Annotated in this window: 17 protein-coding genes; 2 read left to right on the top strand and 15 right to left on the bottom strand. The window is 37.9% G+C overall.

Annotated elements, in window-relative coordinates; all coding sequences use genetic code 11:
- Positions 1-12: 12 nt before the first annotated feature.
- A complete protein-coding gene (locus JEP40_RS13800) occupies positions 13-1,515 on the bottom strand; it encodes a DUF1073 domain-containing protein (protein ID WP_198623991.1) in 1,503 nt (500 codons plus the stop codon).
- A 4-nt stretch (positions 1,516-1,519) separates the two neighbouring features.
- Positions 1,520-3,124 carry a TerL protein gene (locus tag JEP40_RS13795; RefSeq protein WP_198623990.1) on the bottom strand — a complete coding sequence of 535 codons (1,605 nt, stop codon included), beginning with the start codon at positions 3,122-3,124 and terminating at the stop codon, positions 1,520-1,522.
- A gap of 62 nt (positions 3,125-3,186) precedes the next feature.
- On the opposite strand from JEP40_RS13795, the gene JEP40_RS13790 reads away from it, so the two are divergent.
- Positions 3,187-3,663 (top strand): GNAT family N-acetyltransferase, encoded by a 477-nt coding sequence (locus tag JEP40_RS13790; RefSeq protein ID WP_198623989.1) that lies wholly within the window; start codon positions 3,187-3,189, stop codon positions 3,661-3,663.
- Positions 3,664-3,855: 192 nt separating this feature from the next.
- Here the strand turns inward: JEP40_RS13790 and JEP40_RS13785 are convergent, their stop codons facing one another.
- The gene (locus JEP40_RS13785; protein ID WP_198623988.1) at positions 3,856-4,866 is read right to left on the bottom strand and encodes a terminase small subunit; all 1,011 of its coding nucleotides are present in this window, start codon (positions 4,864-4,866) and stop codon (positions 3,856-3,858) included.
- A 109-nt stretch (positions 4,867-4,975) separates the two neighbouring features.
- Here JEP40_RS13785 and JEP40_RS13780 point away from each other — a divergent pair, with 109 nt between their 5' ends.
- A complete protein-coding gene (locus tag JEP40_RS13780) occupies positions 4,976-5,425 on the top strand; it encodes a hypothetical protein (protein ID WP_198623987.1) in 450 nt (149 codons plus the stop codon).
- A 25-nt stretch (positions 5,426-5,450) separates the two neighbouring features.
- Here JEP40_RS13780 and JEP40_RS13775 read toward each other — a convergent pair whose 3' ends face one another.
- The 12 genes from JEP40_RS13775 to JEP40_RS13720 all read right to left on the bottom strand — a co-directional run bounded on the left by JEP40_RS13775 (position 5,451) and on the right by JEP40_RS13720 (position 14,117).
- On the bottom strand, positions 5,451-5,894 hold the full coding sequence (locus JEP40_RS13775; RefSeq protein ID WP_198623986.1) for a lysis protein: 444 nt from the start codon (positions 5,892-5,894) through the stop codon (positions 5,451-5,453).
- Between the two features lie 5 nt (positions 5,895-5,899).
- Positions 5,900-6,253 carry a M15 family metallopeptidase gene (locus JEP40_RS13770; protein WP_198624031.1) on the bottom strand — a complete coding sequence of 118 codons (354 nt, stop codon included), beginning with the start codon at positions 6,251-6,253 and terminating at the stop codon, positions 5,900-5,902.
- A 31-nt stretch (positions 6,254-6,284) separates the two neighbouring features.
- Positions 6,285-6,590: a phage holin family protein gene (locus tag JEP40_RS13765; RefSeq protein ID WP_036908815.1), complete on the bottom strand. Its 306-nt coding sequence runs from the start codon at positions 6,588-6,590 to the stop codon at positions 6,285-6,287.
- Positions 6,591-6,653: 63 nt separating this feature from the next.
- Entirely contained in the window at positions 6,654-7,706 is a 1,053-nt protein-coding gene (locus JEP40_RS13760) for a DNA-methyltransferase (RefSeq protein ID WP_198623985.1), read from the bottom strand.
- A gap of 142 nt (positions 7,707-7,848) precedes the next feature.
- Entirely contained in the window at positions 7,849-8,046 is a 198-nt protein-coding gene (locus tag JEP40_RS13755) for a TrmB family transcriptional regulator (protein WP_198623984.1), read from the bottom strand.
- A gap of 165 nt (positions 8,047-8,211) precedes the next feature.
- Positions 8,212-8,742, bottom strand: a complete 531-nt coding sequence (locus JEP40_RS13750; protein WP_049210189.1) for an antiterminator Q family protein — start codon at positions 8,740-8,742, stop codon at positions 8,212-8,214.
- A complete protein-coding gene (locus tag JEP40_RS13745) occupies positions 8,730-9,041 on the bottom strand; it encodes a Ref family recombination enhancement nuclease (protein WP_198623983.1) in 312 nt (103 codons plus the stop codon). Before JEP40_RS13745 ends, JEP40_RS13750 begins: the two co-directional genes overlap by 13 nt.
- Before the next feature lie 11 nt (positions 9,042-9,052).
- Positions 9,053-9,646 (bottom strand): DUF1367 family protein, encoded by a 594-nt coding sequence (locus tag JEP40_RS13740; protein WP_004250549.1) that lies wholly within the window; start codon positions 9,644-9,646, stop codon positions 9,053-9,055.
- Between the two features lie 261 nt (positions 9,647-9,907).
- A complete protein-coding gene (locus tag JEP40_RS13735) occupies positions 9,908-11,215 on the bottom strand; it encodes a PIN-like domain-containing protein (protein WP_198623982.1) in 1,308 nt (435 codons plus the stop codon).
- A gap of 98 nt (positions 11,216-11,313) precedes the next feature.
- Positions 11,314-12,687 carry a replicative DNA helicase gene (locus tag JEP40_RS13730; RefSeq protein ID WP_198623981.1) on the bottom strand — a complete coding sequence of 458 codons (1,374 nt, stop codon included), beginning with the start codon at positions 12,685-12,687 and terminating at the stop codon, positions 11,314-11,316.
- Entirely contained in the window at positions 12,680-13,273 is a 594-nt protein-coding gene (locus JEP40_RS13725) for an ATP-binding protein (RefSeq protein ID WP_198624030.1), read from the bottom strand. The genes JEP40_RS13730 and JEP40_RS13725 overlap by 8 nt, the downstream gene beginning before the upstream one ends.
- Positions 13,266-14,117, bottom strand: a complete 852-nt coding sequence (locus JEP40_RS13720; RefSeq protein ID WP_198623980.1) for a helix-turn-helix domain-containing protein — start codon at positions 14,115-14,117, stop codon at positions 13,266-13,268. The genes JEP40_RS13725 and JEP40_RS13720 overlap by 8 nt, the downstream gene beginning before the upstream one ends.
- Between the last annotated feature and the right edge of the window lies 1 nt (position 14,118).

Here is a 14,118-nt window from a genome sequence, read left to right as displayed (position 1 = left end):
CCTTGATAACGACTAGAGGGTGCTACCGAATACTGCAGGGGCTTCCCTTTCATTACTGCTTGGCGAGATGTTGCCCATTGCGCTCGCTTCGTTCGTACTCGTATTCGCCTCGACATAATCTGCCTCGTTCACTTCAATGCCGTAATAGCTAGACGTTTTATCACTGGCCAGTTTCTTGCGGATATCTAGCCCATCAATCGCCCCCGTTGTTGCATAAGCTGAATCGGCTTGTGCTTGTTTAAGCTCAATATCCGCACTCTCAACAGCCGTCGGGCTATCAAGTGGTGCCCATGTGATAGAGATTTCTGTCACAGGCAAATCCTCGCTACGCATCAACATGTCGTAATGACGCTGTAATAGCTCTTCAAGGTCGTTTGATTGGATACTTTCAAGCTCTTCGCGGTAATTAGCTTCTTCGTATTCACCCGTTGAGTTAAAGCCTTTCGGGGTAGTACCTAGCAGTTTTGTTGCTGGTACATTGGAAGCCGATGCCACCAGCTGATATTGCGTCATAATCGTGGCATCTAAATCCGCTAATGAGGTGTCGAACTGTTGAACCGTATCTTCACTACCTGTCATTTGTACGCCGTAGTTATCGCGCATCTCCATAAAATAGAGCATGTTTTCGCGAATAATGTCCTTATCAGCGCTTTCTGGGTCTGCAATCCCCATCGTAAGTAAACGCTTGGTCATTGCCAGTTGTGGTGCTTCATTGGCTGTACGTTCTGAGGCATAGACACGCTCATAAATGCGCTCAGGAACAGAAACACCAAAGTAGTTGTACATTGGCTTCAATACATTCGGCACAGGGAACGGTACAAACTTAATAAAGTGAGACTTGTGATACTTACGCCCACCAATCACATAATAGGTCGGCTCGTAGAAATCCATGCTGGCAGGATCTTGAATATTGGCGTCCGTTAAATCAGGTGTTACCCATTGGGGATCAATCTGTTTAATCCCCTTGTACATGCCTTTGGTCACACCATCGATATTAAACGGGTTTTCATACCACTCTTTCGGGTTTGATGTCTCAACAACAAATAACGCTAAACGACCGCCATATACACGCCCGAAATGAACCAGTTCTTTCAGCTGATGTGTAATGCGGTATTTTTTATCACGTTTGCGGAGCTTTTTGCTGATAGCGCGATCATCGTCGTTATCACAATCAATATCGTAACCCTGACGTATCGCATCACGCGTGGGCATATTGCAGGCTTTATCCACCAGCCAATGTTTGGCGATAACCGCACACATATTATTGCCGATAAACATTTGTGAGGCATACCATGAGGCCTGTGACTCAGGCACACCGTAAACCTGCTCACCTTTAAATGAGGGCACATAGCTATCAATGCTATCCATCGCAACACCTGCAATTGTGGGTTGGGGTAAATTAATCCCATCAAAGCCCTGTTCTCGCGCCAGCGCAGGATATAAGTCAGTTGTGAATGCTGACCGTTTAACCGGTGCGAGTGGTTCTGTTTTTCGCCTCTTAAACGGCCACCACATAGAATTACCTCTTAGTTGTGAAGAAACTACCGTTTCTTTTCTCAGGAGATTTAAGAATGACTAAGCCATCAGCACAGTTTGGAGACTTAGCACCGTTAGGTTTTTTATCAACGACGATTTTACCTGCTGAGTTTTTTGTGTACGTTGGCTGGCAGAGTTCGGAAGTTAATCTCGATAAAGATGACATCTTTGAAGATAACGAAATAATCTCATCAGGATCATATTTCATACCATTAACAGCTCTATGGGTATTTAAAAACAATGTCCGCAAATGCCACCAAGATTGAGATTTAAAGTTTTGGAAAAAGTCCTTATTCGTAATATTTCTACCGCTGGCATCTTTCATTAAAACCTTATCCGGATTTAGTACACCAGAACTTCCTTTGTAAGCAGAAAAGGTAACAGGATTTAAACCAGCTAACTTCCGTTCTTCATTGACTTGTCTTGAATCACCACGACAACCGGCACCAATGCCATCAGCATCATATAGAACCTCACTACAACCATAATCACTGGCTAAATTGATTGCCTTAACCACGGTTTGGTAGATATCAGCACCTTTTCCACTCCACTCTTCACAAGCATCTACCAATATTCCTTTACCCGATACAAAGGCATTTTTATCTATACCTTCGTCAGCCACATCAAGAGCACCAAGGCGCTTACCTGTTGGTTCAATTCCCAACTTGATATGTGCGTCTATTGCAGACTGTATCCATGCAGAAGGAATAATCACCCCTTCAACGGATGCGTTGTAATCTATATCTATTTCTTGAGCGACTGTAACGGGATCTAAAACTTCAACCTGCTTGTCGTACCATGCTTGGTCTTTCCTTGGATCTTCTCTCCAGTGGAATGTAAATACTGGTATTTTTCCGCTATGTCTGCGGATAGCGAAGCTATTAGCATTTCCATTTGGCGTTGAAATATCTTGTCTGCAGTTAGTTGTGGCTGATAAAGAAGCGTCAATAAGAGATGGCCGTTCGAGGAAAGCGGACTCATCAACAATATAAAAACTTACGCGATCCCCTCGCCCAATACCATCACCACACTCACCCGATATGATTGAGTCAGTATGAGGAAATTTTATTCTCATGTGTGGTGCGTCTTTGTTTCTATTCCAACCAAAACGAAATTCAGCCGGCAGATAAGACATAAAGATACGGGCTTTCTCTAACAGTGATTTAGGTACCCCAATTTTATCGACATACTCTTCTTTACGACTGCCTATACCAACACTAATGCCACGATTGAAATTACATACTGTGCAAGATAAGCCGACAGTTAGCCAACTCATACCCATATCACGCGTCTTTTCTGTGATACCAGGTTCTTGCCCTTTCCATCGTTCGATAAACCATTCAATCCATTCCTCTTGTCTAGGGAATAGCAAAAATGGAATATAAGAAGGCAAACCTCGCTCAGGATTTCGTGGGTCATACGTCATTCCCCAATCAATAATAAATTGGGCTGGATTATCTTTGTAATAAGCGTTGAGTGCTGGTATAGATTCTGGATTTTGGCGAATTCGTGTTAATCGTTCCATTCGCCATTCAAACACCTGCGGGTAGTCAGGATTTTTAAAATCAAACGGGAATGGGATAGGCATAACATAAAATTCTTTTAAAATAAGTAATTATGTATCTCTCGATATTCATAAAGGAAATTAATATGAACCAAATGGTTAACCCATATGATGCATTAGTCAGTTACCAACAAGCGCTTAATGATAAATTGATTAACCCTGATGTATGCAAACTACATACTGACCTGACAGTTCTTTTTGAAGATTTTGGTGAAGAATTCCGTTTTACATATGCTTTAACTGAAGATGGGATTGTTAAAGGAATTGTTCTTTTCGTTCGTGCTGACCCAATTAATGGCATTAACTGTTTTTCAATTGGTTATGCTGTCACTGAGACTTTTCAAAATCAGGGGATTGCTAAAGAAATCATTGAAAAAAGTATTGATGAATTAAGAAATGGGTTTAAAGATTTACTCCCTCAATTTTATGTTGAAGCAATAATTAGCGTTAATAATGAAGCATCTAAAAAATTAGCACTTAAAATTATCAGTGACTCACCTAAAGAGACAATAGACGAATATTCAGGAAGTCCTGCATACCAATTCGTTCGATTAATTAATTAAACTGGCACCTATTTAACATAATAGTGCTTACACGCCCTACCGAAAATCAACTGAGTGTGTTTTCTATGTGTAAGCGCTATTTATCTAAGTTATCTATTGAGATGAGTACAAATTAGAATGAATAAAACGTGCATAAAATAGGTGAGATTTTGCATAGCCCAAATTTTCAATGAAACCGCTGTTTTTATCAATCTACCCCATGATTTGCTTGTATGCGTCAGATGCTTCTTGAGGTGACATGTTAGCAACCTCTGTTTTAATAGGCCCACCATCGGCACCAGTTAATTCCGTCTTGTTCTTCAGCATACCCAAATGCTGTGCAACCATCTTAAGTGCTTCATCTTGATTACGAGTGATAACCTCGACACCAAACTTCCCTTCTTTCACGCCAGCAAATACTCGACGAGCTGGCCCTGTTAAATCACGCGTATCATGAAAGTACGCACGGCCAATACCGGCACCGTTACAACGAGGGCAATCAGGATTTGGATCTAATGTTTCATCGTAACCGTAACCACCCACATCTTGTGGAGGAGGTTTCTTTGCTACGACTGCTTTTTTAGTAACATCTTCAAACTCTATCGAATCACGCCACTGATAATTGAAACCAAAGCCCCAACAATGACGACAACATAATCGACGGTATTCGGTCAGCTCGTTAACGTCTGCAGTTGCAATATCCCACCACATTTTTAATACAGCATCTTGGGTTATCTCTGTTCTGCGTTCCCGTTCTGCTAATGCGTCAGTGATTGCTCGTGAAACCTTAGCATTTCTTAGCATTCGAGTAGCATTTACATAAGCTGTATTTCCTTCGCCTTTATAGCCAGCTCGCTTATATGCTCCCGTTCGATTTAAGTCGATGAGGTATTCACTAACAAATTTAACCTGTTGTTCAGTTAGCCCGTAATTGCGCAGACTAAACGTGTTTTCATTATCGTGCGCATTACTGGATTCATTACTCTGCGCAGTTGGTATATCACTATTGCGCATTGGCTCTTTTGCGCATTCTTTTTTCTGCGCAGTGCGCAATTTCTTGTGCGCAGTTTTTTGCGCATTCTGCGCACGGGATATTTTGATATATCGTCGTGCTGTTGAGTAGTTCAGTTCCTTTAGTTCGCACCACTTTTTAGGAGATATTCCTGTTATAGCATGTTCGGCGAGGAACTGTTGTTGTAGCATCCCCCAATCCGGTTTTGCCATTGTGTTTATCTCCCTAAACTATTACGCAATAATTAAAATAAAAACTATTAATATATAGTTATATGGCATAACATAATTGATAGATATTTTTCATGAAGGATAAAATAAAATGACACGTATTTTATTTATTTTATTTATTCTATGTTTTAGTAATCACGCTATATCAGCAAATATAAAAATTTCAAAAATATCTTTTGATAAAGGCACTCTATTACATAGTACAAAAGAGGTAGAATCGATAATCGCAGAAATCAACTCTTATTCCATACATACTAACCTCAAAGATTCCATCACTGGATATTATAATATGGATAGAACAACACCCTTTACTAATATTACGATCGATTCAGAACCATATAATAATTCAGAAATGTTAGTTATAACAATAAATCAATTAACAAAAGGACAATGTATAACCCTAAACCAATACTACAAACATAGGGAAGAAAACTCCTATGTGACCACCGAATTAACTCCAGAAATAAATGGTTCTATTTATGGTAAATGCAGAGGAAATTGGATTTTTTACAATAATAAAATAAAAATAAAAATACCATAAATAATATATTGTTTTCATTATATTGCTAAATACAATGTTGATAAATATATTCTTGTAACCCCTTAATCATCTGCTCTGACTGTGCAATTCGCTCTCTGAGTAACCAATAATTTCTGATAGCGGTGTCAGTAGGTCGGGCGGTGGTTGCATCATCCATGCCGGAGGTGGTAACGCCTTCGGATTTTGGACACTCGGCTTTGATGTACACCCGCTCAGGATTACGCTCACTAAGATCACGTAATCGGCTAATTTCAGTTTTAGCATTATCGAGTTCCTGCGCATGTTTTACATCGAGATCATGAAGGGATTTTATGCGTGCTTGGTAATTTTGATTGATATTAACTTGCTCATTGAACGAATTAGTAAGTAATTTGTGATTAGCTTTTAACGTTCCATAGTCATCTATTACCCACCAAAGCCAGAACACCAACACCACACAACTACCAGCCAGTAATTTGGTGATATTCATAGACGTTATGCCGGATATGATTTCCACGTTAATTGAAAATGAGGACCATCTTTAAATGAATCCCAATTACCGCCCCACTCAACATCAATGCCAAACTCTTTACTTGCTTGGATCATCGCATCAGCCACTTTTTTAAAGTATGACCATTCTTGCCAAGGTATTGAGCCATTCACAATAGGGGCACAATCCACGGCATGGCCAGTAAGATGCCGACTATCCATCGTTCGACTTTTACCATTAATGACCAACTGACGTTGACGAGCTTCATTACGCTTTCCTTCAATAACCATAAAATCGACATCAGTTAATTCAAGTGCTCGTCGAGTTACTTTCACTAAGTCAGGATGAACACCCTGCATATTCTTTTCACTTCGTGTGCTGAATACAAATTTACTCACCGCTAACCTTCCTTAAAAACCGTTTTTCTAGTGTTTTAATTAACTCAGCTCCAGACCAACCGGCTAAACCAGCAATACCACCAGCGAGTTCTGGAACCCACTCATAATAGCTAGATGCTAGGTACACCATTGCACCAGCAAAAATAGAGACGATAACTTGAAGGAAAAATACTCCCCAACTTATATGCTCCCCATTCAGCGCTTTATATGCACAACTAGCTGCAGTGCCTAATAAAGTCATAACGCTGATAAGGATGCCCACAAGCCAGTTATAATTATTGGGGTCTTTATATGGCATTTTCTTCATACCTCCCCCTTAGCTTGGGGCTTATTAGTTAATAAAAGTCGGACTTAGTCATAATTACTTTCGTAATCTAAACCGTTCTATTTCCAGTGTGGTTTGTTCAAATCGCTCTTTCTCAAGTTCAACCCCAAGAACTCGACGATTTAACTTTAATGCTGACTTTAGTGTTGCACCTGACCCCATAAAGAAATCAGCAACCAGATCACCTTCGCGACTGCTTGAGCGAATAATGTGTTCCATCATTTCTGCTGGTTTTTCACAAGGGTGTTTACCTGCGTAATATTGCACAGGTGGATACGTCCACACATCGGTGTAAGGAACATCAACGGTGACAGAAAAAGGACGACGTAATAATTGATATTGTTCAGCAAGCTCCTGGTACTCTCGACTAAGAGAAGCCTGAACCTCTATCAAATCAGCATGATCACGATTTAAAGGATTACTACTGAATTTTTCACTTGCTACACGATGAAACAACTCCTGCAGTTTTTTGTAATCAGACTCACTAGGAAGTTGCCATTGGCTATAACTAAACCAGTGTGAAGCCATCTGCTTACCTGTTGCCTGCTTTATTTCCTTTGCAGTTATCCCTAATGTTTCACGTGCAAATTTAAAATACTCAATTAAAGGCTTAAATATGTTTTCTTTAAGCGCTTTGCATTGCTGAAGATAGGCACTACTTTTACCCTTGTATGGGCTTTGATAATGTTCAGCAAATAAAATTCTTTCAGTGCTTGGGAAAAAACTGCGTAAATCAGCTTTACATGCCCTGCGCCAAGGCCCTGATGGTTTAGCCCATACAATGTGACTTAGAATATTAAATCTTTCACGGACAAGTAATTCTGTATCTGACGCTAATTTAGAACCGCAAAATATATAAAGACTACCGTTAGGCTTTAATACTCGCCAAAATTCCGCAAGCATTTCATCAAGCCAAGATAAATATGATGTTACGTTTTCCCATTGATTATCCCAATCACAAGACTTCACCTGAAAGTAAGGCGGGTCAGTTGCAATTAAGTCAATACAATTGTCGGGAAGTGTTTTTATATAGCTGAGTGAGTCATCATTGACTAAATTCACACTGTTTAAATTCACAGTATTTTTCATAGATCAGGAGAACCTTTTTTGATAAGCTCACCATGCTTTGTGCACATAAGCAGTGGGCTTTAGTTTGTCCGTGATCTACCAGAACGGGTGAATGACTGTAAAGGTGCTACCAACACTTTTACAGTCGCCCATTTTCACAGTATTAGATATTTTGAAATGTGTTTTCTTTGATATTTTCTTTGATTAGCCCCGCCATCGCCAACTGCGTTAATATCAATTGACAACGTGGCTCAGTTAAACAAGTAAACTGTGCAACTTCGCCAGCTGTTACTTCTTTCGTATGCGGAACAACTTCAAAAACAAGTCTTGCCTCTTCTGTCATATCACTATGTTTTAACATGATATTTTAATACCTTTGGTCAGTTATTGGTCGCGAACACACATGTAACTCTGAACAAAGGAAACAGCAACTCTTATCTGTTTTAGATACAAAAAAACCCAGCGCTTAGGCTGGGTTAGTTGGTGAAGTTACAAAAAAGGCAACTTACCTTGAAATAGTGGCTCATTAGTTCAAAGATGTCAACACGTTTTTGCTATTTCGCTTCTCGATCATCTCTTTTTCTCTATTTTTAAATGCATCTACTAGAGGTTGGTATAATAAATATTCAACAGCATTTAATATTTCTTCTACCTCTCTACGGCATGTAGACATAGATGGCTTTCTTTCTCTTAACATGCCATTTCTACGAGCCATTATTCTTGGTTCACTATTCTTATGATAATGACGAGCTATAGCTCTATCCGATGCACAAAAAGCATATCGACTAAGTAACATATTAAATGCCTGAATATCTATGTGATATATACTGTCAACAACTCTCTGAATAAGTAGACCATCTTCATCACTACACGTAGGCCTATACGGATAATCACGTCGTTCTACTCTTTCCATAAATTGAGCGATCATGCTACTCTGCCGTTTATCTATACGTCCGCTATGTACCCATGTACCAAATCGAGTTAACCAATTTTGAAGCCAAGCTTCTCGTGTTTTATCAAGTTTTAACCCATCTGATATGCTCTTTATACTCGACATGCTCGTAACTCCATTACTTCTTGCTTAGTCTGTTCTAATAACTCAACCTCGGTACCATGAATTTCTTGCCACGATTTAGGCGAAGCGTGAAAGCCAGTTTCATAACACGCTCTATGATGTGGCGGACACAGTGGTAAAACATCTGTATGACTAGCTCGCTGTGCCATTCCCTGCCCTGTTCTAACATGATGTATTTCCGCTCTACTTGCCCCAAGCCCCATATTGCGACAACAAATACAACCCAGTTCCGCTACATCTGATAGCCACTGTCTTTCTTCTTTGGTCTTTGATTTGATCATTGGTCTTGCCTCTATGTGAAACTTAATAATTGAGATACTGCATTTTCTACAGCTTTTTGAGTGGGGAATTGCTTACGAAGGATAAAATTCCAAAGCACATCGAGTGTGGCTTTGTAGAGTTCGCTAAATGCTAGGTCATCCATATTTGCAAAGCTGATTGATTTAGCGACACGACGTAAACTACCGTCAGGCATTTCAAACGTGTCGTAATAACCGGCTTGCTCTACAACCCAATAGCGAAAAGCATCAAATGATTTTGTTGCTGAGATATTTTGTGCACGTTTTTGTGCGACTTCTTCTAGATAGATATCGGATGCTGATAAGAGCGCGTCAGCATTATCCGTGTAATATGAAAGGAATGTGATGTAACCACGCACAAGCTCTTTTTCTTCAGGTGAAATGGTACCGCCAACGGGTTCCCAATATTCATAGCCTAAGTTGAGTAATGCGAAGTATTTACGATGAAATCGAGGGTTACGAGCTTTCTTAAAATTAGCTGAAAGCACATCACCACACTTGATTTTTGAATGCAGAAAATCTCTCGTAACAGGGTTAGCCGGTACAAGAGTATCGTTAGACATTTTGATAAAGCTATGCTGTGCCATACTTGACTCTCAGTTGACACAGCAAATGTTTAGGATTGGGTGTTCAGGCCAATAAGATTATTGTACCAAGTTTACGCAAATTTAGAAATCACACATTATAAATAAATTTTATGACTTTATATCCCATTTAAAGAATAGATGTAAACACCTACAGGAAAAACTACATTTATCAAATCATACCTTTGAAATTTTCATAAAAAATAAAAATCACATAGACAATAATTACATATTAGTTTTTAAAAAACATATATCTTATAAAAACTATTTCTTATTAAATAATAAGACAACCAAACCTTTTAGTCGATTTTCTATATTAATTATTCTATCACCCAATTTATCTAAATATAAGTTAGCCTCATCAGAAGTATTTTTTGTAATATAATCCTGACTCTCATCAATTAATTTTCTGGTTTTATTATACTCTTCCTTCAACCTTTCTTTTTGATCTACCAATAAATTTATTTCTTTCATTAAACTATGTTTTCTTTTAATTATATCAAAAGAAAAATCATTAGGTAAAGTTACATTTTCATCATTTAAATCAACAGAACCAAACAAATCATCTGAAAATATATTTTTATAATCATCACTACGTGATTTTATTTTATATTTATTTAATATTTCATTTTTCTTTTCCTCAGATAATCTCTCTAGCTCTTCTATTGACGAATCCTTCACATTAACTTCACTTAAAAAACTTTTAGCTTTAGATAAAAAAGATGGTTGAGTATACATATTAAATGAATTTAAATTTTTATTTCGAATTTCAGTACTTAAACATTCTAATGGTCCTATTGTTTTTCCATGAACTTTATACCACCAATCATTTTTTACATCATTTGTGATAAATATCACATTTTCAATATTATCATCATGCTCTACTTTATTTAATATCTCATGCCATAGATACAAATCTCCATATTTATCTTTATAGTAAACACCATCAAAAAAAGACTCTGAATCTTTCTTTTCTTTTTCATCCATCCATCCAGGACCAACTTTCACACTATAGCGCTTATTACCTAAATCATTTATTTTATTTATTTCATCTTGTTTAAGAGGTTCAGCAATTTTTCCTATAGAAATCATATCAATCCAGTTTCTTATCTCGTCAGATTTACTGATAAAATCATTATCACTAAGTCTGTTATCTATATTTTCCACAATGAATTTTTTTATTTTTTGCTCTATTTCTTCTTTTAATAGACATAAATCGGAATGTAATTGATGATATTTATTTTTTATCGATCTATCAGAGTCATTACAAAAAACATTAATAGAACCAGTTGTTGAACTCAACTCCTTTTTTATCTCGTTCAAATTTTTTAATGAAGAACTAATAACGCCAAGTCTATTTCGTTGGTACTCTAAACAAATTTGAAAAGGAAACCATAGTCTGTCTTTAATAAGATCTACAACACTAATAAAATCATTTTTAGTTTCTTTTTCACATCTATATAAATTTAAAAAACAGTTTGTATCAAAAATAAATATTGTTTTACGGCTAGAAAACATTTCTTTTTCTGCATCTTCAGTTACTCCATAAAACCCTTTAAATCTATCACGCATAAAGATATCACCTAAATATTATTTATAATATTTATATATTAGTAATAAATATATGAATTGTCATTATGTTATTGCATATGAAATCTCTCTTTTTTGAACTAAAATGCTTTTTCTGCGTAACGACGTCTTTTATCACCTTGCTGTGATTGTTGTTGCATTTTCGACGCTTCTGACGCTGTAATTTGGTCGGTAGGCAGATAGTGGCCATTCTTAAATTCTTGATATATTGTGCCGGTTTCTCCGTGTCTAAATTTATCGATAATGATCTCGGCATAATTTTTCGCAGGGCTATTTGGGTTATATACGGCTTCCCTATATGTAAATAAAATCAAGTCTGCATCTTGCTCTAAGCTACCAGAGTCGCGCAAATCAGCAGAAACAGGACGGCGTTGATTAATTGGTCTTTTATCAACATCACGAGATAGCTGGCTTAACGCAATAGTTGGCGTGTGTAATCGCTTTGCCAACCCTTTTAAAGATGCAGAGATTTTTGCAATTGCTAAATCATTACGTTCCGCTTTAGGTTTTTTAATTAATCCTAAATAATCAACAAAAATTCCTTTCAAATTTGGATATTTACGTTTGTGGTTTTCACTGATTGCACATATTTGTTCAATAGTTAGATTACTCGCATCGATGATATGAATATCTCTATCCATTAAATGGCCTAGTGCTGAACTTAAACGCCCCCATCCTTCATCATCCAATCGCCCACTATGTCTCAATGTTGATATTGGCAATTGTGCAGAACCGGCAACTAAACGCTCAGTGATTTGCTGATTAGACATTTCCATCGAGAAGAACAATGCACCGCCTCCATCTCTGGTCATACCTTCAGTCATCGTTAGTGCAAGCTCTGTTTTTCCCATTCCCGGACGACCACCAATAAAAACTAAGTCTGTTGGGTTAAAGCCTCCTATTTTGTCATCTAAAGCTTCAATACCACTTTTAATCATCCCAACAGCATCTTCCCCTTTGTTTCTGCGTTCTAAAACATCCACATAGCCTTCAAGTAGTGTATTTAAATGCACAGGAAGTAGATTCTGACTACCAATTGTTAGCTGGCCAATTTGTGTTGCAAATTGATGAATAAATTCTTCGGCTTGTTCATGATTATTTGCAGTAGTAATCTCATTTTGATACTTGGAGATTAATTGAATAACCTCTCTAACACGATAATAACTATAAACTTTTGAAGCATAGCCTTTTAAATTTGCTGTCCAAATAGGTGTTTTAGATAGCTCAAGTAAATTTGCTAAATCGCCCTTTTCACCTAGAGCGTCAGCAATAAAAAATGGATCTATTAGAGAGCTTGCTAGTGCTTGTTTTTTAATTTCTTTGTAGACATTACGAAAATATCTCGAACTAAAGGCTTCTTCAGGTAATGTGGCTAATACCTCATACGCATCTTGGCTAGCACCACCAGCTAACAAACCACTAATCACCGCATATTCTAGTTCTCTCTCATGCATGATGATTGCCTCTGCGATATGTTGGCCAGTTAAACGTTAATACCGTTCCACCCTGTAATAATCTGTCCACGGCTCGTTCACCAAGCATTTCTTGTAGATCAACAACGGGCAAGTTGCTTATCAAAATTGTAGGTAGCAAATCTTCGTAGCGATCATTAATCACCTCAAATAGGATATTACGTTCAGAATCAGTGCCATACTGGACACCAATTTCATCAATAATTAACAAATCAGGCGTGCAATATTTTTCCAGCACATCTAGTTCACTAAATTCTGAATTTCCAACCCATGTTCTACGAAAAGCGCGAATGATACGTGAAGCAGTAGTAATAAATACCGTTTCTTGCAATTCTCCGGCGATCTGACGGGCGATTGATACGGCAAGGTGTGTTTTACCAGTTCCGGGCGTTCCGCACAGCACAAGCCCCTCTCCTGCGTTTTTTCGGTCATTCCAAGTTTCTACGTACTGCTGACAAATTTTTAAATTATGTTTTGCTGGCGGTATTGATGCTACGAATGATTCAAATGTCGCATTAGCAAAGCGAGGAGGAATATTCACCGCTGTTAGTAAATTTTGTTCAGACATTTCCACCTCCCACAAACCAATGCGGATCTTGAGACTGATAATCTTTTTCGCTAAATCCAGTGTGGGAGTTTACTTTTTGAGTTTGTACAACCGGCCTTTCAGGAAATAGCCCCTGCCAACCGTTAGCAATTGAATTACAAATCACAGCATTGGCGTCTGTACAAAGCGATAATTTTTTTGCTTGTTGCTTGCACATAGTTTCTGTCAGCGGTTTTTTAATTTCTTTCCTGAAGTTAATCCAATCCTGCCAAACCTCATCACTCACATTTGACGGTTTAGATAATTTTGGATCGAATTTATTTTTCGATTTTTTCCCCTCGAGTAATTCTTGTGGATCATGTTTTGAATTTACTTGTGGATCATGTTTTGAATTTACTTGTGGATCGCCTCCAGATTCTGGACGGTGAAAACCCACTTGAACGCCAGATTCTGGAGGGTCAAAACGTACATTTTTATCGTTTTCTGTACGGTCAGATTCTGAACGGTCAGAATCTGGACGGTGAGAATTTAACAATTTTTCACGCTGTTTTCTTAATTTTGCATTCTCTTCTAATGCGATTTTTTCTAATTTATCGACATTTAAAAAATATAAATTTGAAGCATTACGATTGCCATTTCTACGTTGCTTTTTAACTAACCAACCATCACGCTCAAGTTCATTACACGCATTACGAATTGTGCTAATTCCTGCACCAATTTGACGGCTGATAGTTTCAACACTGGGATAAGCGATCCCTTCATCGCTTGAGTAATCAGCTAGTCGTACCATGATCATTAATTTGGTACCCTTAACACCTGAAACAGCACATGCATCCCATACATAGCCCGTTAATTTATTACTCACT

Origin of the sequence: Proteus vulgaris, from assembly GCF_016239305.1 — a bacterium.
GTDB lineage: Bacteria > Pseudomonadota > Gammaproteobacteria > Enterobacterales > Enterobacteriaceae > Proteus > Proteus vulgaris_C.
This window is presented reverse-complemented; position numbering and strand designations above follow the sequence as displayed.

Bases quoted from the DNA above. Each gene is read 5' to 3' on its own strand.
- JEP40_RS13760 (WP_198623985.1), bottom strand. From the start codon at position 7,706: ATGAAAAATACTGTGAATTTAAACAGTGTGAATTTAGTCAATGATGAC.
- JEP40_RS13765 (WP_036908815.1), bottom strand. From the start codon at position 6,590: ATGCCATATAAAGACCCCAATAATTATAACTGGCTTGTGGGCATCCTT.
- JEP40_RS13775 (WP_198623986.1), bottom strand. From the start codon at position 5,894: ATGAATATCACCAAATTACTGGCTGGTAGTTGTGTGGTGTTGGTGTTC.
- JEP40_RS13800 (WP_198623991.1), bottom strand. From the start codon at position 1,515: ATGTGGTGGCCGTTTAAGAGGCGAAAAACAGAACCACTCGCACCGGTT.
- JEP40_RS13795 (WP_198623990.1), bottom strand. From the start codon at position 3,124: ATGCCTATCCCATTCCCGTTTGATTTTAAAAATCCTGACTACCCGCAG.
- JEP40_RS13785 (WP_198623988.1), bottom strand. From the start codon at position 4,866: ATGGCAAAACCGGATTGGGGGATGCTACAACAACAGTTCCTCGCCGAA.
- JEP40_RS13750 (WP_049210189.1), bottom strand. From the start codon at position 8,742: ATGTCGAGTATAAAGAGCATATCAGATGGGTTAAAACTTGATAAAACA.
- JEP40_RS13755 (WP_198623984.1), bottom strand. From the start codon at position 8,046: ATGTTAAAACATAGTGATATGACAGAAGAGGCAAGACTTGTTTTTGAA.
- JEP40_RS13740 (WP_004250549.1), bottom strand. From the start codon at position 9,646: ATGGCACAGCATAGCTTTATCAAAATGTCTAACGATACTCTTGTACCG.
- JEP40_RS13780 (WP_198623987.1), top strand. From the start codon at position 4,976: ATGACACGTATTTTATTTATTTTATTTATTCTATGTTTTAGTAATCAC.
- JEP40_RS13735 (WP_198623982.1), bottom strand. From the start codon at position 11,215: ATGCGTGATAGATTTAAAGGGTTTTATGGAGTAACTGAAGATGCAGAA.
- JEP40_RS13770 (WP_198624031.1), bottom strand. From the start codon at position 6,253: ATGCAGGGTGTTCATCCTGACTTAGTGAAAGTAACTCGACGAGCACTT.
- JEP40_RS13790 (WP_198623989.1), top strand. From the start codon at position 3,187: ATGAACCAAATGGTTAACCCATATGATGCATTAGTCAGTTACCAACAA.
- JEP40_RS13745 (WP_198623983.1), bottom strand. From the start codon at position 9,041: ATGATCAAATCAAAGACCAAAGAAGAAAGACAGTGGCTATCAGATGTA.
- JEP40_RS13725 (WP_198624030.1), bottom strand. From the start codon at position 13,273: ATGTCTGAACAAAATTTACTAACAGCGGTGAATATTCCTCCTCGCTTT.
- JEP40_RS13730 (WP_198623981.1), bottom strand. From the start codon at position 12,687: ATGCATGAGAGAGAACTAGAATATGCGGTGATTAGTGGTTTGTTAGCT.